The sequence below is a fragment of the Candidatus Aminicenantes bacterium genome, from assembly GCA_026393855.1.
Taxonomy (GTDB): Bacteria; Acidobacteriota; Aminicenantia; order Aminicenantales; family UBA4085; genus UBA4085.
In genome coordinates this window covers 17,328-38,687 of record JAPKZJ010000108.1, presented here as the reverse complement: position 1 = coordinate 38,687, position 21,360 = coordinate 17,328, and the positions used below count along the sequence as shown (strand labels likewise).

The 21,360-nt window shown below is 64.2% G+C and carries 19 protein-coding genes; 9 read left to right on the top strand and 10 right to left on the bottom strand.

All coding sequences use genetic code 11. The features are described from left to right. Nucleotides 1-2: 2 nt before the first annotated feature. The 4 genes from NTZ26_13020 to NTZ26_13005 form a co-directional block, all read right to left on the bottom strand. A complete protein-coding gene (locus NTZ26_13020; protein ID MCX6561423.1) occupies nucleotides 3-1,787 on the bottom strand; it encodes a DegV family EDD domain-containing protein in 1,785 nt (594 codons plus the stop codon). Between the two features lie 133 nt (nucleotides 1,788-1,920). Then, the gene (locus tag NTZ26_13015; protein MCX6561422.1) at nucleotides 1,921-2,679 is read right to left on the bottom strand and encodes an ABC transporter ATP-binding protein; all 759 of its coding nucleotides are present in this window, start codon (nucleotides 2,677-2,679) and stop codon (nucleotides 1,921-1,923) included. Next, nucleotides 2,676-3,680 carry an iron ABC transporter permease gene (locus NTZ26_13010; GenBank protein ID MCX6561421.1) on the bottom strand — a complete coding sequence of 335 codons (1,005 nt, stop codon included), beginning with the start codon at nucleotides 3,678-3,680 and terminating at the stop codon, nucleotides 2,676-2,678. The genes NTZ26_13015 and NTZ26_13010 overlap by 4 nt, the downstream gene beginning before the upstream one ends. Next, nucleotides 3,670-4,773, bottom strand: coding sequence for an ABC transporter substrate-binding protein (locus NTZ26_13005; GenBank protein MCX6561420.1), 1,104 nt, complete (start codon nucleotides 4,771-4,773; stop codon nucleotides 3,670-3,672). Before NTZ26_13005 ends, NTZ26_13010 begins: the two co-directional genes overlap by 11 nt. A 129-nt stretch (nucleotides 4,774-4,902) precedes the next feature. On the opposite strand from NTZ26_13005, the gene NTZ26_13000 reads away from it, so the two are divergent. Both NTZ26_13000 and NTZ26_12995 read left to right on the top strand, forming a co-directional pair. Beyond that, the gene (locus NTZ26_13000; protein ID MCX6561419.1) at nucleotides 4,903-5,532 is read left to right on the top strand and encodes a nucleoside monophosphate kinase; all 630 of its coding nucleotides are present in this window, start codon (nucleotides 4,903-4,905) and stop codon (nucleotides 5,530-5,532) included. A 76-nt stretch (nucleotides 5,533-5,608) separates the two neighbouring features. Next, entirely contained in the window at nucleotides 5,609-6,859 is a 1,251-nt protein-coding gene (locus NTZ26_12995; GenBank protein ID MCX6561418.1) for a hypothetical protein, read from the top strand. A gap of 69 nt (nucleotides 6,860-6,928) precedes the next feature. On the opposite strand, the gene NTZ26_12990 is transcribed toward NTZ26_12995, so the two are convergent. Genes NTZ26_12990 through acsA form a run of 4 tightly spaced genes read right to left on the bottom strand, consistent with a single transcriptional unit; the run spans nucleotide 6,929 to nucleotide 10,805 of the window. Further along, entirely contained in the window at nucleotides 6,929-7,504 is a 576-nt protein-coding gene (locus NTZ26_12990; protein ID MCX6561417.1) for an acetate uptake transporter, read from the bottom strand. Nucleotides 7,505-7,530: 26 nt separating this feature from the next. Next, nucleotides 7,531-8,778, bottom strand: coding sequence for a glycine C-acetyltransferase (locus NTZ26_12985; GenBank protein ID MCX6561416.1), 1,248 nt, complete (start codon nucleotides 8,776-8,778; stop codon nucleotides 7,531-7,533). Nucleotides 8,779-8,820: 42 nt separating this feature from the next. After that, nucleotides 8,821-9,072 (bottom strand): acyl carrier protein, encoded by a 252-nt coding sequence (locus NTZ26_12980; GenBank protein MCX6561415.1) that lies wholly within the window; start codon nucleotides 9,070-9,072, stop codon nucleotides 8,821-8,823. A gap of 29 nt (nucleotides 9,073-9,101) precedes the next feature. After that, a complete protein-coding gene (gene acsA / locus NTZ26_12975; GenBank protein MCX6561414.1) occupies nucleotides 9,102-10,805 on the bottom strand; it encodes an acetate--CoA ligase in 1,704 nt (567 codons plus the stop codon). Nucleotides 10,806-11,046: 241 nt separating this feature from the next. On the opposite strand from acsA, the gene NTZ26_12970 reads away from it, so the two are divergent. Both NTZ26_12970 and speE read left to right on the top strand, forming a co-directional pair. Further along, nucleotides 11,047-13,263, top strand: coding sequence for a SpoIID/LytB domain-containing protein (locus tag NTZ26_12970; GenBank protein ID MCX6561413.1), 2,217 nt, complete (start codon nucleotides 11,047-11,049; stop codon nucleotides 13,261-13,263). 88 nt (nucleotides 13,264-13,351) lie between these two features. Beyond that, the gene (gene speE / locus NTZ26_12965) at nucleotides 13,352-14,179 is read left to right on the top strand and encodes a polyamine aminopropyltransferase (GenBank protein ID MCX6561412.1); all 828 of its coding nucleotides are present in this window, start codon (nucleotides 13,352-13,354) and stop codon (nucleotides 14,177-14,179) included. A gap of 330 nt (nucleotides 14,180-14,509) precedes the next feature. Here the strand turns inward: speE and NTZ26_12960 are convergent, their stop codons facing one another. Further along, entirely contained in the window at nucleotides 14,510-15,496 is a 987-nt protein-coding gene (locus NTZ26_12960; protein MCX6561411.1) for a DUF1028 domain-containing protein, read from the bottom strand. A 151-nt stretch (nucleotides 15,497-15,647) separates the two neighbouring features. On the opposite strand from NTZ26_12960, the gene NTZ26_12955 reads away from it, so the two are divergent. Both NTZ26_12955 and NTZ26_12950 read left to right on the top strand, forming a co-directional pair. Beyond that, entirely contained in the window at nucleotides 15,648-17,288 is a 1,641-nt protein-coding gene (locus NTZ26_12955) for a M28 family metallopeptidase (GenBank protein MCX6561410.1), read from the top strand. Beyond that, nucleotides 17,279-17,881: a hypothetical protein gene (locus tag NTZ26_12950; GenBank protein MCX6561409.1), complete on the top strand. Its 603-nt coding sequence runs from the start codon at nucleotides 17,279-17,281 to the stop codon at nucleotides 17,879-17,881. The genes NTZ26_12955 and NTZ26_12950 overlap by 10 nt, the downstream gene beginning before the upstream one ends. Before the next feature lie 192 nt (nucleotides 17,882-18,073). Here NTZ26_12950 and NTZ26_12945 read toward each other — a convergent pair whose 3' ends face one another. Further along, nucleotides 18,074-19,042 carry an L-threonine 3-dehydrogenase gene (locus tag NTZ26_12945; GenBank protein MCX6561408.1) on the bottom strand — a complete coding sequence of 323 codons (969 nt, stop codon included), beginning with the start codon at nucleotides 19,040-19,042 and terminating at the stop codon, nucleotides 18,074-18,076. A gap of 123 nt (nucleotides 19,043-19,165) precedes the next feature. Between NTZ26_12945 and NTZ26_12940 the strand changes: the two genes are divergently transcribed. Genes NTZ26_12940 through NTZ26_12930 form a run of 3 tightly spaced genes read left to right on the top strand, consistent with a single transcriptional unit; the run spans nucleotide 19,166 to nucleotide 21,303 of the window. Beyond that, nucleotides 19,166-19,894: an SDR family oxidoreductase gene (locus NTZ26_12940; GenBank protein MCX6561407.1), complete on the top strand. Its 729-nt coding sequence runs from the start codon at nucleotides 19,166-19,168 to the stop codon at nucleotides 19,892-19,894. Nucleotides 19,895-19,907: 13 nt separating this feature from the next. After that, on the top strand, nucleotides 19,908-20,648 hold the full coding sequence (locus NTZ26_12935; GenBank protein MCX6561406.1) for a phosphocholine cytidylyltransferase family protein: 741 nt from the start codon (nucleotides 19,908-19,910) through the stop codon (nucleotides 20,646-20,648). Further along, a complete protein-coding gene (locus NTZ26_12930) occupies nucleotides 20,611-21,303 on the top strand; it encodes a CDP-alcohol phosphatidyltransferase family protein (protein ID MCX6561405.1) in 693 nt (230 codons plus the stop codon). Before NTZ26_12935 ends, NTZ26_12930 begins: the two co-directional genes overlap by 38 nt. The last annotated feature ends 57 nt before the right edge of the window (nucleotides 21,304-21,360 follow it).

Below are 21,360 nucleotides of genomic sequence, written 5' to 3'. Positions count from 1 at the left end.
TCCTACTCCATCATAACGGCCACGGCCACGGCGCCGACGCCGCTGTGAACGCCAATGACGGGCGAGACGTCCATGACGTAGGCGGGCGGCCGGCCGAGGAGCTCGGTCAGCTTGGCTTCGTAAGCCTTGACCCGCTCGGGGTTCTTGGCGTGGACGAGCGCATATCCCCAGACCCGGTCGTGGGTTGCCAAGCGCTTGACCCGGGACAGGATCTTGATCATGTTGCCCTTGCGGTTGAACGACTTTCCGGCGTGGGTCGCTTGGCCGTGCTCGTCGATGACCAGAATGGGCTTGACGGCGAGCATCCGGGCCAGGAAGCCCTTGACGGCGCTGACCCGTCCGCCCCGGATGAAGTATTTCAGGGTCAGGACATCGACGAAAATACGGGTCTTGGTCACCCAGGATTCGACCAGTCGGACGATCTCCTCGTGCGGCCGGCCGGCTAGGGCCAGCTCGGAAGCCCGGGCCACCAGGAGTCCCTCGCCCGCCGAGATCGAATTCGAATTGATAACGCTGATCGTCTTGCCCGGTAAGGACTCGGCCGCTTTGTGGAAGGCTCCGTGGGTGCCCGACAGGCCTTGGGCCAGAGTGATGGCGACGACCGAGTCGTAGTGGCCGGCCAGGTAGGAAAGAGCGTTCTGGAAGACCTTAAGGGCCGGGACGGAGGACTTGGGATGCTCCTTTTCGGTTTCAAGCAGGTCGTAGAACCGGTCCGCCTTCAGGGTCAGCTTGTCCAGGAACAGCTGCCGCCCCCAGGTGATGTTCATGGGCACGAAGTGGATCTGCCGCTCGTCCATGAGCGCCTGCGGCAGATCGCAGGCCGAGTCGGTGACGATCGCCACCCGGGACTTGGGCGCCCAGGCGGCCTCGTATTGCTTCTTCATGTCGTCGACTTTGATCTGGGTGATGGCGCCCTGGTCTTTGAGCTCGAAGAAGAGATCGGCTGGCGCATTGGTATGGACGTGGATGCGGATGCGCTCATCCGATCCGGCCACGACCGCGGAATCGCCGTACCGCTCCACGATGGCCCGGATGGCATCGCCGTCAAGATCGGCCCCCGTCAGCAGGGCCTCGGAGCAATAGCGGTTATGGAGCGCCTTGTCGCGCGAGGGGGTCTTGATCTCCTCCGGGGCCCACTCCAGCCTGGTCTTCTCGACGCGCAGGATTCGTCCCTTTTGGATGAATTGGAGGATGCCCTCCAGGAAATCGACGAATCCCTTGGCCCCGGCGTCCACGACCCCGGCCTTGGCCAGCACGGCCAGCTTTTTGGGCGTGTCGCGCAGGGATTCATGGGCCGCAGGGAGGCAATCCGAGAAGAGCTCCTCGAAATCGGCGGTGTGCAGGCGCCGCTGGTAAACAGCCTCGGCCCAATCATGGATGACCGTGATCATGGTCCCTTCGACGGGGTGGAGGATGGCCTTGGCGGCATGCTGGGCGGCCTGTCGGACGGACTCGCCGAAGGCCTTGGTCGTCAGCATCCACTCGTGGCCGACCTCTTTGCTCAGCCCATAGAGGAACTGGGCCAGGATGAGCCCCGAATTGCCCTGGGCGCCGTAAAGCGCGGCGTTGGCGATGGACTTCAGGGTGTCGCGGATCGAGTGCTTGACTTCGGCGCCTTCGGCAATGGCCCGAAAGGTCGAGGCCAGGTTGGTCCCCGTGTCGCCGTCGGGAACGGGAAAAACGTTGATCCGGTTGAGATAAGCCTGGTCGTGGATGACCGCGTTGCCTCCGGCCAAGAAGGCGTAATAGAGCCGGCTGCCGTTGAGGTAGCGGATCTTGAGCTTCATTTTCTTCATCATCGGCCTTGACCTTCGCGATACACTAGCCCCCCGCCGGGGCTCGGGAGGGGAAGGAAAGGATCGGCTGTCTGTTCGCTTTAATTATAGCGAAGCGGGCCGGAAAGGCAAGGCCACGAAGCCTTCAGCGGACGATGAAAGTCCGGCCTTCGTGTTCGATGATCCGCATCGGGATATCGTAAACCCGCCGCAGGAGCTCCTCGCTCAAGACTGCTCCGGGCGGGCCCTGGGCTACGATCATCCCGTCCTTCATGAAGATCAGGGCGTCGGCGTAACGTGCGGCCATGTCGAGGTTGTGCAGGGTGACCAGGACGGTTTGGCCGCGCTCGTCCACCAGCCGGCGCAGCAGGAGCATCACACCGGACTCGTGGCGCGGATCGAGAAAAGTCGTCGGTTCGTCCAGAATGAGGATCGGTGTCGCCTGGGCCAGGGCCCGGGCGATGAGGATCAGCCGGCGCTCGCCGCTGCTCATATCGAAGAATGGACGTTCGGCATACTCCGGCAGCCCGACGAAGGTCAGGGCCTCGGCCGCCCGGGCTTCGTCCGCGGCGGAAGGCGAGGCGAACAGCCCAAGGTAGGGGGCCCGTCCCATGAGGATGAAATCGCGCACGGCGTAGTTGAACGCGGAGGCCTGCTCCTGCGGCACGAAGGCGAGCCGGCGGGCTCTGGCGGGATCCGAGAGCGAAGCCAGGACCGCGCCGTCCAGACGGACGGAGCCGGCCGGGACCGGAAGCAATCCCGCCAGGCACTTGAGAAGGGTCGTCTTGCCGGCTCCATTCGGGCCGACGATGGCCGTCAGCCGCTCCGCCTCGATCGTCAGGGCCGGGACGCTCATCTCGAAGCCGGGCCGGCGGAAATCGAGACCGCGGACTTCGAAGCTCACAGCCACACCTTGGATGAGCGGCGCAGGAGAAGGATGAACAGGGGGATGCCGATGATGCTGGTGAAGATGCCGACCGGGACTTCGAACGAAGCCAGGCTGCGGGTGACGTCGTCGGCGACAAGGAGGAAGCTTGCGCCCAGGGCGGCCGAGAGCGGCACGACGCGGCGGTTCTCGACCCCGACCATCATCCGGACGAGATGCGGCACGATCAAGCCGATCCAGCCGATGATCCCGGCCACCGAGGTGGCGGCGGCGGTGATCAGGGTGGCTAGGAAAACGACCAGGAGCTTTTCTCTCCGGATGTCGACACCCAGCGAGCTGGCTTCGTCGTCGCCCATCGAGAGGACGTTGAGCCGCCAGCGCATGAGGATCAGGATCAGCATCCCGGCCAGGATGAGCGGCAGGGAGACGAAAAGCTGCGGCCAGCCGGGCAGCGAAAGGTTTCCCATCAACCAATAGAACAGGGCTTGGAGAGAATAAGGGTCGGCGAAAAACTCGACCAGAGAAAGAAGCGCGGTGAAGAAAGCCGAGATGATGACTCCGGTCAAGAGGAGGGAGACCGTCGGCGATTCCGAGCGCGAAGCGATGCCCAAGACGAGCAGGACGGCGACGACGGCGAAGATGAAGGCCAGAAGCTGGGGCGGGAAAAGGGGCAGAAAGACGAGCGACAGCGCCGCTCCGAAGCCGGCCCCGGAGGAGATGCCGAGGATATACTCGTTGACCAGGGGATTTTTGAAGAGGGCCTGCAGCGAGGCGCCGGAGACGGACAGGGCCGCCCCCACGGAGAGGGCCAATAGAATCCTCGGCAGGCGGATGCCGAAGACGATGCCGGCATAAGCGGCCGGTAGGGAGGATTTCCAGGCCGGGACAAGCGGCGAGAGGAGGGTTTTGAAGAGATCGGACAGAGAGATCCTGAAGGGCCCCATGTAAAAGGAGGCGACGAAGAGGCCGAGAGGGAGAAGGTAGATGAATATCCGGAGCGCTTTGGTCCTATCGCGCATGAACCCATTCCCGGCAGCCGAGGACGTCGGACAGGGCGGAGAAAAGCCCGTCCCGGCCGTAAACGGCGCGAAAGACGGCGTTGCCCGACTTCTCCAGGCTGAAATCGGGGAACAGATCGGGATGAAAGAGAGCGGCCAGATAGGCCGTTTCGACCAAGGCTTCGGCCGGATCCCACCAGTTCCAGAAGCCGAAGGTGTAACGGACGCGCCCTTGGCGGACGGCCCGGATGGAGCGGAATCGAGGGTCGGCCCGAAAGCTTTCGGTGGTTACGCGGCGCTGGGAGGGCGGATAGTTCCCCTGAACGAGGATGAGGTCGGGATCCCAGGCCAGGATTCGTTCGATGCCGACGCTGGCGATCAGCGTTCCCAAAAATGAGGGCAGAAGGTTTGCGGCCACGTTCGTCCCCCCGGCCGCGTCCACGGGCTCGTAGGCGACCGGGGTGCGGGTCTTTTCGCCCCAGAACGCCAGATAGATGCGGGGCCTCGCATCCGGCGGCAGGCCGGAGGTCTTCTTTCGTATCGGATCGAGGACGTCGTCGTAGAGCCGCAGGATTTCATCCGCCCGGCCGCTCCGGCCGAGGATTTCCCCCAGCATCCGGATCTCGCCCCGTAGCCGGTCGAAGCGGCCGAGCGAGGCAAGGGCGACGGTGGGGATCCCCGTTTTGTCTTCTAAGGCCCGGACGATGCGTTGATCTTCGGGCGCCGCGAAGATCACGTCGGGAGCCAGACGGGCCACCGTCTCCAAATTGACGTTATAGTCGGCCCGGGAAACAATCGGTAGGTTTGCGGCGGCCGGGAAGACGATGGGAAAAAGAGGATCGTTGGAGCGGAGGAAATGATCGATGCCGACCAGGTTTTCCCCGGCGCCGAGCGCCACGATCAGGCGTGTGATCTCGGGCTGCAGGGAAAGGACCCTCCGGACCCGGGCCGGGATCGCTACGGACCGATCCAGGTTGTCCCGCACGACACGCGTCCCGGATTGTCCGGAGAGGCTCGGGTGGGTCGCGGCGTCCGCGGTTCGGTCCGCCGCAACGGCGCAGGGGACGATAACGGCGAGCGCGGCGGCGAGGACGAAGCTTCGGGAGCGGTGCATGGCGGAAGTTTATTATAGGGGAATTCCGGCCGCATGGCGAGGCGGAACAGGGGAGGATATGCTATCATCCGGATCGTGCGCATTCCGGCCGTACTGATTTTAGGGCCCACCGGGGCGGGGAAGTCCCCCTTGGGGGATTTCTGGCACGGCCAGGGCTTGGCCGGCCGCCGCTGCCGTCATTTCGATTTCGGAGCCCGGCTGCGGGCCGAGGCAGGCACGGGGGCGCTCCTCGATCCCGTCGAGATCGAGATCGTTCGGCGGACCCTTCGATCCGGAGCTCTCCTCGAAGACGCCGAATTCCCGATCGCTCTGAAGATTCTGGCCGGATTCGTTCGCGAGCAGGCCCTCGGCGGCAAGGACATCCTGATCCTCAACGGCCTGCCGCGCCATGCCGGACAGGCCGAGAGATTGGAAAGAGTCGTCGAGATCCGAGCCGTCGTCAAGCTCGAAGCTTCGCCGCAGGTCATCGTGACCCGAATCCGCGCCGATACCGGCGGGGACAGGGCCGGCCGGGCCGATGACGACCCGGGGGCCGTGGCCGCCCGCTTGAGGTTGTATGACGTCCGGACGGCGCCGCTGGAAGACTATTATCGGAAGAGGGGCGCGGCGGTTCTGGGGCTGGCGATCGAGGACCGGACCACGGCCGCGGAAATAGCCGAAAGGTTTTCGCCGCAGCTGAACACCCTGTTTGGCGAAGAAGCCGCGCTCCGCCCCCGTCCCCGGCTGGGACCCGAGGCGGGAGGCCGTCGGCTAAGCTGATACGGGTTTCCGTTCGGGCCCGGATTCTGATATAAAAACCGGGTTGGATCGGATTCGACGGCGCAAAGGAACAGCCATGAAACATGCCCGCTTCATCGTCGGTCTAGGGCTCGTCGCGGCTCTCGCGTCCGGGGCCTTCGCCCAGACCGAGAGCAAGCCCGCGTTCGGAATCTCGTTTTCCGGGTTCATCAAGACGGATCTCTTATATGATTCGCGCCAGACGGTCAGTCTGCGCGAAGGCCACTATCTGCTCTATCCCAAGGCCGAAGCGTTGGACAAGGACGGCCGCGATCTCAACGCCGCCTCGAGCTTTCACATGCTCTCGATCCAGACCCGGCTACAGGGGAAGATCGCCGGCCCCGATGCCTTCGGGGCCAAGACGTCCGGCCTGATCGAAGCCGAGTTCTTCGGCACGTCCGATGCCGACATCAACGGCTTCCGGCTCCGCCACGCGTTCGTCAAGCTGTCCTGGAAGACGACCGAGCTCATGGTCGGTCAGTACTGGCACCCATTGTTCGTCACCGAAAGCTACCCGGACGTTGTCTCGTTCAACACCGGGGCGCCGTTCCAGCCGTTCAACCGGTCGCCCCAGATCCGCCTGACCCAGACCCTGGGGCATTGGAGCCTCCAGGCCACAGCCCTGGCTCAGCGCGACTTCGTCTCGTTCGGGCCCGAGGGCGCCAGCTCGGCTTACGCCCGCAACGCCGTCCAACCTGAGTTCAACCTTCGTCTCCAGTACGCCTGGAGCTGCCCGGCCGGGTGCGAGCTTCTCCTGGGCGCGGCCGGGGACTACTTGGCGCTGCGGCCGCGGCTCGTCTCCGGGACTGGGTATGCCGCCCGGGACAAAGTCTCGGACTGGGCCGGAATGGCCTATTTCAAGGTTCGGACCAAGCCGGCGACGCTGAAGGTCGAGGCTTTCTACGGCGGCAATCCCTACCATTTGACGATGCTGGGCGGGTATGCCGTTCATGACGTCACCGACACGATCCGGGACCTGGTCGACTTTACCTCGTTCGACGTCGTCTCCGTCTGGAGCGACTTCTCCACTAACGGGACGGCCTTTCAGGCCGGGATGTTCGTGGGGTGGTCCAAGAATCTGGGCGCCGGCGAGTCGATCGGCGGCGCCAAGTACGGGCGGGGCCTCGATATCGACGCCTTGTATCGGGTGGCGCCCCGCGTCCTGATCAACTCCGGCAAGCTCCGGCTGGCGGGAGAGGTCGAATACACGGCTGCGGCATACGGCACGCCCGGTACGACGGGCAAGGTGGGGAACGCCGATTGGGTCGGCAACCTGCGCCTGTTGGGCGCGGTCTACTACTTCTTTTAATCGTCCGCCGCCGCCTCCCTCACCCCGCACGGATCAGCGGGATGAGGGAGGGACGGATCTGCGAATCGTTCAGCCCTTCCTGATCTCGCAGATCGGCAGGACGATCCGGCCTTTGGCTTCATTCAGGACCTCGGCCATGGCCAGGTAGATGGCCGACAGGCCGCAGATGATCCCCTCGAAGCCGGCGATCCGCCCGATGGCGGGGGAGCCCAGAAAGTCGCGGGCGGCCAGCAGGAAGAAGAGAATGGTCAGGCTGAGGAAGACGAACTGGAGAGCCCGGTTCTTCTTGAAGGTGCCGAACCACATGAAGCAGGTGAACAGCCCCCACATGAACAGGTAACAGCCCATGAACGGCACCGGGGTGGCGCCGCCGTTGGGGGCGTTGGTCCCTGGGATGACCCAGATGGCGACCAGGGTCAGCCAGAACATGCCGTAGGACGTGAACGCGGTCGTGCCGAAGGTGTTGCCCTTGCGGAACTCCATGATGCCGGCGATGACCTGGGCCAGGCCGCCGTAGAAGATGCCCATGGCCAGGATCATGGCGCTGACGGGGAAGAACCCGGCGTTGTGGATGTTCAGGAGGACGGTGGTCATCCCGAAGCCCATCAGGCCGAGCGGCGCGGGGTTGGCTAGCTTGTTCTCCATCGGTCGGAACCCTCCTTGGGTGTCGATCACATCCCGAAGCGGTCGATGATCTCCTGGCGCGTCTTGCCCAGGATCTCGAACTTCTTGCCGGCCTTGACGAAAGCGTCCAGGGCCTTGTCCAAGTGGTGGATCTCGTGTCCGGCCGAAAGCTGAGTCCGGATGCGGGCCTGGCTCTGGGGGACGACAGGAAAGAAGAAGCCCACGGCGTAGACGCCGTCCTCGTAGAGGGCCCGGGAGAAATCCTGGGCCAGCTTGGCGTTGAAGAGCATGACCGGGACGATCGGGGTGTCGCCTTCCTTGAGGACGAACCCCGCTTCCTGCAGGCCCTTCCGCCAGTAGGCGGCGTTGCGCTCGAGCTTGTCGCGGCGCTCGGTTGAGGCGTTGAGGATCTCGAAGACCTTCAGGATGCCCTCGACGACGACCGGGGCGATGGTGTTGGAGAAGAGGTAAGGCCGGGCCTTCTGGCGGCACATCTCGACCAGCTCCTTGCGCCCGGAGACGCAGCCGCCGGTCGCCCCGCCGAGGGCCTTGCCGAAGGTCGTGGTGATGACGTCGATCTTGCCCACCACACCGTACTTCTCGTGGGTGCCGCGGCCGGTCTTGCCGATGAAGCCCGAGGAGTGCGAGTCGTCCACCAGCAGCATGGCGTCGTACTTCTCGCACAGGGCGACCATCTCGTCCATCTTGGCCGTGTCGCCGTCCATCGAGAAGACGCCGTCGGTGATGACCAGCCGCAGCCGGCGGTCCTGGTGCATCTCCAGCTTCTGCTCCAGGTGGGCCATGTCGGAATGCTTGAAGGTGTCCTGCATGGCGCTGCAGAGACGAATGCCGTCGATGAGCGAGGCGTGGACCAGGCGGTCCGAGATCATGACGTCGTCCTTGGTCAGGATAGCCTCGAAGACGCCGGCGTTGGCGTCCATGCAGGAGGGGAAGAGGATGGTGTCCTCGGTTCCCAGAAACTTGGTCGTGACCTGCTCCAGCTCGCGGTGGATGTCCTGCGTGCCGCAAATGAAGCGGACCGAGGACATGCCGTAGCCGCGCGAATCCAGGCCGGCGTGGGCGGCCTTGACGACCTCGGGATGGCTGGACAGCCCGAGGTAGTTGTTGGCGCACATGTTGATGACTTTCTTCAGGGCCGAGCCCGAAGGGAACTCGACTTCGATCTCGGCGGCCTGGGGCGAATGGATATAGCGCTCCTGCTTGAGCAGGCCGGCATCCTTCATGCCCTGAATGACGCTCTGGTAGAGACCGCGGGTTTTTTCGCTGTAAGACATGGGTTGACTCCTTGCGTTCGGGGTGACGCGGGCGGGGCGGGATCAGGCCTGGGTGAAGCGCCGGACCAGGACGGCGATCTTGTCGACCGTGTCGAAGGCCTCGGGGGTGGCCTGATCATCGGGGATGCTGATCTTATACTTGTTTTCCAGGAACCGCTTCAACGAGACCATGGAGAACGAGTCGACGATCCCGCCCGAGATGAGGGGGGTGTCGAAGCTGATCGGGTCGCTGCCTTCCTCCGAGTACTCCGCGATGACGTACTTGAGGACGACGTCCTTCAGTTCATCGGCCATGATGGATGACTCCTTATGGGATATGAGTGTCAATCGTCTTCCAGGGTGGAGGTATCGCCGATCTCCTCGCCCCATTCCTTGGCTTTGAGAATCCGGCGCATGATCTTGCCGCTGCGGGTCTTGGGCAGCGACGGTGTGAACTCGATTTCCTGGGGCATGGCCAGGGGGGAGAGCTTCTTGCGGATGAAGTTCATGATTTCCAGGTCCAGATCGGCGCTGGCGGTGAACCCGGCCTTGAGGGTGACGAAGGCCTTGACCACTTCCATGTTGATCGGATCGGGCTTGCTGACGACGGCGGACTCGGCCACGGCCGGGTGCTCGATCAGGGCCGATTCGACTTCGAAGGGGCTGACCAGATGGCCGCCGGTGTTGATGATGTCGTCGTCGCGGCCGATGAACCAGAAATAGCCTTCCTTGTCCAGGCTGGCCCGGTCGCCGGTCATGTACCAGCCGTTCTTGAACTTCTTCTGGTAGGTCTCCTCGTTGTTCCAGTAGGTCCGCATCATGGCCGGCCAGCCGGGCTTAATGCCGATCAGGCCGATCTTGCCCGATTCGGGGTACGGCTCGTAGAGCTTGGGGTCAAGGACGGTGGAGACGATGCCGGGGAAGGGCTTGCCCATCGAGCCCGGCTTGATCTTCATCCCGGGATAGTTGGTGATCATGATCGAGCCGGTCTCGGTTTGAAAGTAGGTGTCCAGAAAAGCCCGGCCGAAGACGCGCTCGGACCAAATGACCGCCTCGGGGTTGAGGGGCTCGCCGACGCTGGCCAGGAGCCGGAGGCTTCGCAGATCGAACTTTTTGATGATCTCCTCGCCCGCTTTCATCAGCGAGCGGATGGCGGTCGGGGCCGAATACCAGACCGTGACCTTGTGCTTTTCGATGAACTTGTACCAGGCTTCGGCCGAAAATCCCGTGTCCATGACGCACTGGGTCACGCCCAGGCTCCAGGGGCCGATGATGCCGTAGGAGGTGCCGGTGACCCACCCGGGGTCGGCGGTGCACCAATAGACGTCGTCGGGGCGGACATCCAGGACCCATTTGGTCGTCAGGTATTGGGAGATCAGGGAATAGTGGACATGCTTGACGCCCTTGGGCTGCCCCGTCGTCCCCGAAGTATAGTGGAGAAGCGACGGCGATTCGGCCAGGGTGGGATGGATATCGAGGTGTTCGACAGGGACGGTCTTGTCCAGATGGAAAGCGATTTCCTTGGCCTGGAGAGGCGCCTTGCCGTCGTGATCGACGATGATGATGTGCTCAAGAAAGGGGAGCTTGTCCAGGATCTTGCGGATCTTGGGGGCGTGCTTGCGCTGGGTGATGACGGCTTTGGTTTGGGCGTTTTCAAGCCGCACATAGAGCGATTCGTCGCCGAAGGCCGAAAAAAGAGGCTGGCCGATGGCGCCGATCTTGAGGATGCCCAGGACTCCGAAGTAGAGCTCGGGCACCTTGTCCATGAACAGGCAGACGCGATCGCCGGCGGCGATGCCGAGCCCGCGCAGGAATTGGCCGATGGTGTTGCCGGCCAAACGGATGTCGTTGTAAGTAAATCGTTTCTCGGCTCCGCCCAGTCCCTCCCAAAGGAGCGCGGGCTTGTCGCCGTGGCCCTGCAGGCAGATGCGGTCGGAGCAGTGCCAACCGATGTTGACAACGCCGCCGGGCGTGTAATCCAGCTCTTTTTCCGCGATCTTCCAGGAGAAATCCGCATACCGTTCATCGTAGGAGCCGATATTGGACATGGACCGTCCTCGCAATGAAATTTAAGAAACGGGATTATATCCGAAACAGGGGAAAAGTCAAAAGCGAACAAGGGGGGAACGAAGGGATTGACATGCCAAACCGGATCGGATATCATTTTGTCTCTATTGCTGTCAGCAACCCCCATATATGGTATATGTGCCGCAAGCGGCCACATATATGGATTATTTTTGAGGAGTGAAAAAGCGGCCGAAGGGACCGCCTTAAAGAACAGGCCTTGGCATGCGAAGAATCCTGACCGATCACCATAAATCCGTCTTTCTCGTGTTCGTCCTGCTCTATTTCTTCGCCGGAAGGCCGGCGGAATTCGGCGAAGAAAACCTCTTTTTCCAGGGGTATCCCATGGCCAAGCCGGTCATCCGGATCGCCCTCGGCGTCAACATCGAGGACATCCTCGTCAAGTCGTCCTCGGGGATGAAGATCTATCAGGTCGACGGCGCCTACAAGCTTTTGGCCGAAGATGCCTCCCAGGCCCACATCCAGGGCCAGCAGGCCAAGCTAAGCGAAAAATTCCTTGTCCAGGTTGCCCAATTTCGAAAAAAAGAAGAGGCCGAAGGAGCCGCCCGGGCCATCCGTTCCCAGATTGCCCAAAGGGTCGCCGTGAGCCAGGATTCCGAAGCCGCGGGAGAGCCGGCTTATTTCGTCCGGATCGGCGACTTTCTGACTAGGGGCGACGCCCTGGCCTTCATCAAAAGAGCTGCAAGCCTGGGGTTCGTCGAGGCCTGGATCGTCCGCGAAGAGGTTTCCGAAACCGAGAACCACCCCCACTGGGTCCAAGTCAACGGCCATCTCATCAACCTCAATGCCGATGCCGCCCTCTACTTCATTCCGGGTTCAAGCGAGAGCTTTCTCAGCTACAAGGGGCGAACCTACCGCGGCATCCTGGTCCTGCGGGGAAGCCGCAAAGGGCTGATCTTGATCAATATCCTCAATATGGAGGATTACCTGAAAGGGGTCGTCCCCGGCGAGCTTCCGCCGTCCTTCTTCACCGAGATCGAAGCTCAAAAAGCCCAGGCCGTGGCCGCGCGCACGTATGCGCTGAAGAACCTGGGCCAGTTCAACGATCTCGGGTTCGATCTATATGCGACGCCCGTCTCCCAGGTCTATCTGGGCTTGAGCGCCGAACAGGCGCTGAGCACTCGCGCCGTCGAGCAGACCCGGGGCCTGGCGGCCGTCTATGACGGCAAGCTGATCAACGCCCTCTATATGAGCACCTGCGGCGGCGCCACCGAGAACGTCGAGGCCATGTTCGAGGGCGGGCCGATGCCCTACCTGAAGAGCACCCCATGCATCCAGAACGATGAAGAGGGGTGGACGATCAAGACGCCGACGGTGTTCCCGGCGCTTATCGTCGACAACGCCGATGTCTCGGCCTCCGTCGCGGCCCTGACCTCCCTCGGCGTCTTGGGATGGGAGATGGATGCGGGATGGTGGAAGGCACCGGCCACGACCGTGGAAGCCTGGGGCTGGATGACGAAGGCCGCCGCCCTGCTGGGGAAAAAGCCCGGCCGAGCCCCGTCCGAGTCGGCCTCCCTGGACTTCCCAATGCTGGCCGCCCAGCTCGTTACGGCCTTCGATTGGAACGATCGGGTCGACAACCTGACCGTGCCAGGCGAAGCCGACCGGGCCCTGCAGTCTGTGCCGAACCTGACGGCCAAGGAGCGGTCCGCCCTGGCTTATTTCCTTTCCGCCGGCTTGGCCTCCGTTTCCGAACGCTGGACCGACCGCGGCCGCGGCGTCAGCCGGGCCCAAGCGGCGTATCTCATCCACAAGGTCCTGGCGACTTATAAGGACTTCTATCGGCAGGGGTCGGTGCACGAAATGCGCGCGAACACTCTCGTTCTGCATACGGACGGGGGAGACAAGAGCCTCGAGGTTGTGCCGGGAGCCGTTCTCTTCCGCGAAACGGGCGGGGCTGTCTCCGCCGTCTCCAGCCTCGACCTGCTGGCCGGTGATATCGTCCGCTGGATCGAGACGGACGGGAAGATCCGGCTGCTTCAGATCGTGCAGGCGCCGTCTTCGGCGGTCCTCGACGCGACGTCGCCGTTCCACCGCTGGCAGGTCCGGTTGACGCGCCAGGAGCTCCAGGAGCGGGTCAATCTGTTCTATCCGGTCGGGCGGCTGATCGATCTGCTGCCCCTCAAGCGCGGCGAATCCAAGCGGATCGTGGAGCTGTCCCTCGTGGGCCAGGAAAGCCAGATCAAGATCCGGGGGCTTCGCATCCGCCAGGTGCTCAACCTGCGCGACAATCTGTTCGTCATCGATCGCGAGTACGGCCCCGACGGATCGATCTCGCATTTTGTCTTCAGCGGCAAAGGCTGGGGCCACGGTGTGGGCCTCTGCCAAATCGGCGCCTTCCGCATGGCCCAGAAGGGCTCCTCTTGCGAAGACATCCTGGGCAAGTACTATCGGGGCATCTCCCTGCGGACGATGTACTGAGAGGGGCGGCGCCGGATTTCGTGTATAATTCCGGCACCGTCGGAAGCGAACCGGGATCGGATCCGCTTCCGATCCCGAGGAGGCGGCCATGAAGGAAGCGCGCGAGAATCAAACTCCCTGGCACGGGATTTTCTTCAAAGTGGACCGGACCCTGTACCAGGGCCGATCGAAGTTCCAGAAGATCGAGCTCATCCGCAATAAAGCATTCGGCCGCGTTCTCCTGCTCGACGGTCTCGTCCAGACGACGGACGCGGACGAATTTTTCTACCACGAGATGCTCGTTCACCCGGCCCTGACCCTCCACCGCCGGCCGCTCGACGTCCTGATCATCGGCGGCGGCGACGGCGGAGCCTTGCGCGAGGTTCTTCGCCATCCCGTCCGCAAGGCCTGGCTATGCGAGATCGACGGCCAGGTGATCGATGTCTGCAAACGGTTCTATCCCTGGCTGCGAAAGGATTTCGCCGATCCCCGCGCGGAGCTAACGGTGGCCGACGGCAACGCCTTCATCCGCTCGACCCGGGACCGCTTCGACGTCATTCTGGTCGATTCTTCCGACCCGGTCGGGCCGTCCACGGTTCTGCACGAGAAAACATTCTACGCCGCCTTGAAGGCCATCCTGAAGCCGGGCGGGATCATCGCGGCCCAAGCTGGCGCGCTGCTCTATCACCAGGCTCAGCATAGGGCCAAGTATCGATTCCTGAAAGCCATGTTCAAGCACGCGGCCTTCTATACCTGCCCCGTCCCGACTTACCCCGGCGGGACATGGTGCTTCGTCTATCTCTCGGATGACGTGGCGCCGCTCGGGCCTCGACGCAAGAAACCCGTCCCGCGGCTCCGGTACTACAACCCGGAAATACACGAAGCCGCCTTCGCCCTGCCCAATTTCTTCCGCAAGGCCTTGGGTCTGGGCGGCTGAATTTTTTACCCCAACCTCAATTCTTAGATCTTCGCTAAATTCCAAGGAGATCAGGTGGTTCGGAGTGCCGGCCAACGGCGAAATTGCGAGGGCGGCGCCTTTTTCCATAACTCTCTGAGGGAAGCCAATCCTCGCGGGGACTGCCGAAGCGACGTCCCTACGAGGACTGCGAAGCGCTGGAGGCGCCGAAGAGAGCTGTGGGAAAAGGCGAGTAGAGCCCGAAGCCGCCCTCGCGAGGACTGAATAGGAATTTGTCCTAGCGAGGACTACCAAAGCGTTGCCGGGGCGACACGCCGAACCGCCTTCCATGGAATTTAGCGAAAATTCTTATCATTTAACCGGCCCGACCGCCAGGACCCGCTTCATCAAGGCCGGATCGGCCGGGAATTGGCCGACCGCGGGAAGCCGCCGCAGCAACTCCATCCAGTTCGAATCGATGGCGAAGACGCGGCGGAAGAGCGGCAGGCTGTCCGCGACCTTGCCCGTCGCCGCCAAGGTTACGGCCGGCCAGAAGATCATCTCCGGGTTGTCGGGATAGATCCCCATGCCGAGGCTGTATTCCTTCATGGCTTCGTCCGTCTTGCCGGCGGTCAGCCGGGCGTCGCCCTCGTTCATGTGGTTGTAGGCCTTGGCCAGCCGCAGGAGGCGCTTGAGCTCGCCGATCGGGTCGGCTGCGTCTTCGACCCGGAGATCGTAGACGCGATCCTTCCAGGGCGCTCCGCTGGCCTTCGCCTTGACGACGATCAGGGCGGCCGACTGCCGGCCGCGAATGTCGCCGCCTTCGCGCTGGGCCGCTTCCAGGGCCGCCATCAGCCGGTCCGCCAGCTCGCCCTTGCCGGACTGAAACGCGTCGGCCATGGCCCTCCAGACCGTCGGCTTCAGCATCATGTTGGCCTGGCAGGTGAAGCCGTCGCCGACGAATTGGCCCGCCGCGGCAATGCACTTGCGCCCGGTATGGGCTGCCGCACGGCCGGTCGCATCCACCATGCCGACCTGCCGGACGGCTTCGTCCGCATCCGTTCGAATGAGCCCGGCCAGCGCTTCGGCCGCCGATTTGCCGGCTCGCATCAGGTCTAACCCGAGAGGTCCGTAAGAGGCCTCGACGAAAGACTGGGTGGCCACGGCTCCGACACCCGCTTCGGCCCAAGGCACGGATGATCCGACCGAGAACCAATGCGATTGAACGGCGACTCCCATCTCGCCGGTCGCCTTGTCCCGGGCGACGATCGAAAAGGTGTGGGCCGGGCGGACGGCAGGGGCCGGGCCCGCTTGCGACGGGGCCAGGAGAAGAGCGGCGAAAAAAAGCGGCAGAGGCATGGCGGACTCCTTTCCCGCATCGTATAACATGTTGTCGTGAACTTGGCAAAAGGATTTCAGGCTGGCAAGGCCGGCCGCCTCCCGGTGTGGCGGATTCCTTCATCTGGATCGTATATAATAATGACGGGAGCATGATTAAGGATCCCTTCCCATGACCACCAAGCGCCTTTTTGCCCTCCTTCTGCTGGGCTCGGCCGGCCTCCTGGGCCTCCTCGGCTTCGGCGCCGCTTCGACGGAAGCGGTCCTCGTCCGGATCGAGTTCGCCTCTCTTCCTCTCGTTCCCCCCGATATCCGACCCGGGCTCTTTGCCGTGGCCGAGTTGCAGGACGCCTGGCTGGCCGTCCTGCCGGAAGAGACCGCTTTACGCTTGGCCGACGCGGGCGTCGGGCTCGAGATCCTGGACGCCCAGCCGGCCAAGAAAGCCTATTTTCTGGTCCGCGTCCGCGGCCAGGGGGATTGGCCGGTCTTGGAGCGGTTGGGGCGGACAGTCCGGCTGGACGCGGCGACGGCGCTCTTCTGGGCCGGCGACAGGGAGGCCCGCGAAATTCTGCCGGCCGATTTCGAGATCGCCCGGGTCTTCCTGGACACGGCCATCCCGCTGCGCGAGGCGGGAGGGCCGGCGGCTCTTCTCCCCGCTCTTCCGGCGCGGGCCTTGGATCCGGCCATCGTCCAGCTCGTGGCCCAAGTCTCGCAAGCCCGCTTGACGGCGACGATCAGCGACCTGGAGGGATTCCGAACGCGGTACGCCTCGACGGCGGCGTGCGAGTCCGCGGGGGCTTATCTCTACGACGCCTTCAGCCGGCTCGGCCTCCGGACGGAGTACGATCCGTTCATTTTCAGCAGCTACGCCACCCGCAACATCGTCGCGACACTGCCCGGCCGGGTCGAGCCGAACCGCGAGATCATCGTCTGCGGGCACTATGATTCGACGAGCAACCAGCGCACCACCCTGGCGCCGGGGGCCGACGACAACGGCAGCGGAACGGCCGCCGTCCTGGAGATCGCTCGCGTCCTGGCCGGGTCGGCGTTCGACTACACCGTCAAGTTTATCTGCTTCTCGGCCGAGGAGTGGGGGCTCTACGGCAGCCAACACTACGCCGCCGCGGCCCAGGCGGCGGGAGAGGTCATTCTGGCGGTGATCAATATGGATATGATCGCTTTCCCGGACCGCTCGCCGTGGATGCTCGACATCGTTCGCAACACCCCCTCGGCCGATCTGGCCCGCCATTTTGTCGCCGCCGCCTCCGCCTACGCGGGGCTGACGGTCAATACGGTAGCCGTCTCCTCCTGGCCGTACAGCGACCAGTCGCCGTTCTGGAACGCGGGTTACGCCGCCCTTTGCGCCATCGAAAACGAGGAGCCCGGAAACCCCTACTATCACAAGACGACGGATACGCTGAGCACCCTGACCATGGGTTATGCCCTGCGGACCGTCCAGGCCTCCCTGGCCACGACGGCCGAGCTGGCTCGGCCCGCCAGCACGCCGGTGTCGCCCTCGGGTGTTGTCGTCCGTTCGCGCATCAGCCGGTCCCTCTATATCCGGACCAAGACCGTCGGACTGCGCTGGAACGCCAATTCCGACGCGGTCGTCGGGTACCACGTCTACCGGACCACGACGCCCGGCGGCCCCTACGAGCGTCTGACCACGGCTCCCCAGACCGCCACCGAGATCATGGACCGGTTTCTGGACGCCGGCGTCACTTATTATTACGCGGTCTCGGCGGTGGACGCGCAGGGGCGCGAAAGCCGCTATTCGATCGAGGTCGCCGATTCGGAGGCCACATGGAACTGAATATCCGGAAACGCTCGGGCGGCCTGATTCTGGCCCTGGCGGCGGCTACCGCGATTCTTCTGCCCGCTCCGGTCCGGGCCGCGAGTCCCCGCTTCAACCTTGCTCTCGGCGCCTCGGCCTTCCTGCCCAGCGAAAGCCTTCTGCGACAGATCTACGGCAGCCCCTTGCTCGGCCTGCAGGCTCGGGCCTCGGTCCAGTTCGCCGGCGGCTGGTCGGTTTTCGCCGGATACCGGAGCGTCCGGGCGAACGGCGAGGCGGCGGATATCGGAACGAACTTTGACGGCGAGGCCTACGGCGTCCGCCTCGAGCTGCGCTCCTACCGCGGGGGCGTGGGCTACGAGTGGGTTGTGGGGCGTTGGACGTTCGGCGCCGCGGCGGGGGCGGCCTGGCTGACCTGCCGGGAGACCTGGCCGGCGGCGGGCTTCATGGCCGACAAGACCTCATTCGGGGCGGTCTTCGAGGCCAGCCTGGATTTCGCGCTGATCGGACCTCTCGGGATCTTCTCCCGGCTGGAGATCGGCCCGACCCAGCGAAAGGACGACATCCTCCTGGGCGGATTCGACGCCGCGGCCGGGATTTCGCTGCGCTTCTAGCTTAGTTGTGCGTCTCGGATATTCATTGACCAAGTCCCAAGCAAGCTGGACGCACAACCGCCGGGGAGTATGAGGGGGGCGGCGAGGCCCACCTCAGGGGGTCAGCGGAGCGCCGAGGGGGGAGCTCGTCTCCCCCCTGGAAGTGTCCCGTCTCCAGGGAGATTATGGGATTGAAATTTATGAGACGGGACACTAGTAGTTCAGCTTCCCCGCGGCATGCCGGGCGCCCAGGACGGCCAGCATGTCCTTGACCATAGCGGAGAGATCGAAGTCCGGCGACCATCCCCATTCCGCGCGGGCCGCGGAATCGTCGATCGACCGCGGCCAAGAGTCGGCGATGGCCTGTCGGAAGTCCGGCTTGTAGTCGATCGCGAAGCCCGGGATGTGGCGCCGGATTTCGGCGGCCAGTTCGGCCGGGGTGAAGCTCATGGCGGCTAGGTTGAAATCGGCGTGATGCCGGAGCCGCGCGAAATCCGCCTCCATGAGGTCGAGGACCGACTTCAGGCAGTCGGGCATGTACATCATGGGCAGACACGACTCAGGGCCTAAAAAACACGTGTAGCGGCCGTTCTTGACGGCCTCATAGAAGATGGCCACCGCGTAGTCCGTCGTCCCGCCGCCGGGCAGGGTCTCGTGGCTGATGATGCCGGGGAAGCGGCTGCCGCGGACGTCGACACCGAAGCGCCGGACATAATAATCGGCCAGCAGCTCGCCCGCCACCTTGGTCACGCCGTACATCGTCTTCGGCCGCAGGACGGTCTCCTGCGGCGTCCGGTCGCGCGGCGTCTCTGGCCCGAAGGCGGCGATGGAGGAGGGGATGTAGACGCGCAGGAGCCCGTGCAGGCGGGCAGCCTCCAGCACGTTGTACGTGCCGTTCATGTTCACGTCCCAGGCCAGGTGGGGGTTCTTTTCGCCGGTGGCCGAGAGGATGGCGGCCAAGTGGTAAACCGTGTCGATCCGGTATTTGGCGATGAGCTCGTCGAGCCGGGCAGCCTGGGTCACGTCGAGCGACTCGAAGGGGCCGGATTCCCGGATCTCCGGCGATGCCAACGGCTGGATGTCGGTAGCCAGGACGTTCGCTCCGCCATGCTTGCGGCGGAGGGCTTTGAGCAGCTCGGTGCCGATCTGGCCCGAGGCTCCGGTGACAAGAATGCGGGTCATAGTCTGGGTCATGGTCGCCTCGATCGTGGATTTTGCGGGGTCGGCCGGCAAGACGCTTCTTATAGCACAGCCCTCCGTTTGAAATCAAACCCGGGATCGGCGATACTAAGCCCGGAATCACCGATGTCCCAGGCGCGCACGAATCGGATCGCTCTCGTAACGGGGGGCTCATCCGCCGTCGGCGGAGCCGTGGCTGCGGCCCTGGGGCGCGAGTGCGCCGCGGTCGCGATCCAATACCGGGCCGACCGGGCCGGCGCGCTCCGCGCTGCGGCCGGCGTTCGGGAAGGCGGCGCCGAGGCCTTCCTGATCCGGGCCGCTCTGGACCGGGACGCCAGTCCCGCCGCTCTGGCCGCCCGGGTTCGGCGGTGCTGCGGCCGCATCGATATCCTGGTCCATACGATCGGCCCTTTCCTGCAAAAGCGATGGGATCGGCTCACCCCGGCCGATTGGGACGGCATGTTCCGTTCGAACCTGGTTTCGGCCCACGGCCTCCTTTTGGCCGTCCTGCCCGGTATGCGCCGGCGGAAGTGGGGGAGAGTCGTGTTCTTCGGCTATGGCCGGGTCGAACAGGAGGCGGCTTTTCCCGGCATTCTGGCTTACGCGGCGGCCAAGGCCGGACTGCTCCTTCTGACCCGCACCGCCGGGGCCGCGGAAGCGGCCCGGGGCGTCACCATCAACATGGTCTCGCCGGGGCTGCTGACGGTCGGCGCTCGGCCGTCGGGGCTCGACGCTGCGCGGCATCCGTTGGGCACACCACAGGACGTCGCGGCGGCGGTCCGCTTTCTGGCCTCGGCAGAGGCGGCCCGGATCACCGGGACCAACCTGACCGTGGCCGGAACCTGGAAAATGTGAAAAGGCCGCCCGCATGAGAGCCATCGTTCTTTGCGCCGGCCGCGGCCAACGGCTTCGGCCTTGGACGGACGACCGCCCCAAATGCCTCCTTGAAGTCGGGGGCCGGACGATTCTGGCGCGGTGCCTGGCGGCGCTTCGCGCCGCCGGCCTTGAGGACATTCTGCTCGTGACGGGATACCGCAGCGAGATGGTCGAGGCCGAGGCCCGGCGGAGCGGGACGGCCGGCCTCCGCTTCGTCTCCAATCCGGCCTACGAGGACACCAATACGGCCGTGTCCCTGCGGATCGCCCTGACCGTCTCGCCCGGGCTCGATGGCCTTCAGATCAACGGCGACGTTGTCTTCGACGGGACGCTGCTCGACGACCTCCTGCGCCACCCGGGGACGAACGTCGTAGTCATGGACGACACGAGTCGCCTGGCCTCCGAGGAAGTCAAGGTTGCGGCCCGCGACGGCCGCGTCGTCCGGATCGGGAAGCATCTCGCGCCCGCCGAATGTTTGGGCGAAGCGATCGGCCTGAATAAGATCGGAGCGGCCACGGCGGCCGACCTTGTCCGGGTCTTCGAGGACTTCGAGGCCCGCGGCGAGCGGAGCCATTATTTCGAGTCGGGATTCGACCGGTTGGCGGCGGAAGGCGAGGACGGCCGGAACGCTTTCGGCCTGATCGCGACCGGCGGCCGGCCTTGGATCGAGATCGATACGCCCGAGGATTACGAGAATGCCCGAAGACGCATCGCCCCCCTCCTCTGCGACTGACTTCGACTACGCAACGGCCGTGGCCAAAGAGGAGGCCCGCTGGACTCCGCCCGCCCTGCGGATCAACAAGTTCCTTAACAGGCCTCTGGCCGCTCTCCTTGTCAAGGCCCTCTTTCGGACCCGGCTGACCCCCAACCAGGTCACCTGGGCCGGCTTTCTGGTCGGCTTGGCCGGGGCCGGCTTCTTCCTGGGGGGGACACGCTGGTCTTTCGCTGCGGGCGGAATCCTGGCCCAGATGTCCTCGATTATCGACTGTGCAGACGGCATGCTGGCCCGCGCCCGCCGGCAGGAGAGCGAATATGGCGCGGCCCTCGATATCATCTTCGACCGGGTTGGCGAGTTTGCCCTTCTGGGGGCCGCGACGGCCGGGCAATATGCGCGCTTCGGCAGCGTTCGTCAATTGGGGCTGGGCCTTCTGGCCATGACGCTCTATTACTTGGAGTTGACTCTGTTTTACCTGATCAAGGCCTACCGCAAGGATGGCCGCATGGCGGAGACGGCCGAAAACAGGGCTTGGCTGATGGCGTTCATCGCGGTCTTCGGAGTGGCGGACCGGGTTGATCTGGGCATTTGGGCCCTCCTGGGAGGCGCCGCGATCGCCGTCCTCTACCAGCTCGGGGAATTTCTGTTTGTCCGCCGCGAGCGTCGAATTTGACGGAGCCGTCGCGGCCTGGCTCCGAACCGTCAATTTCGCTACAATAAACCCGCTCGA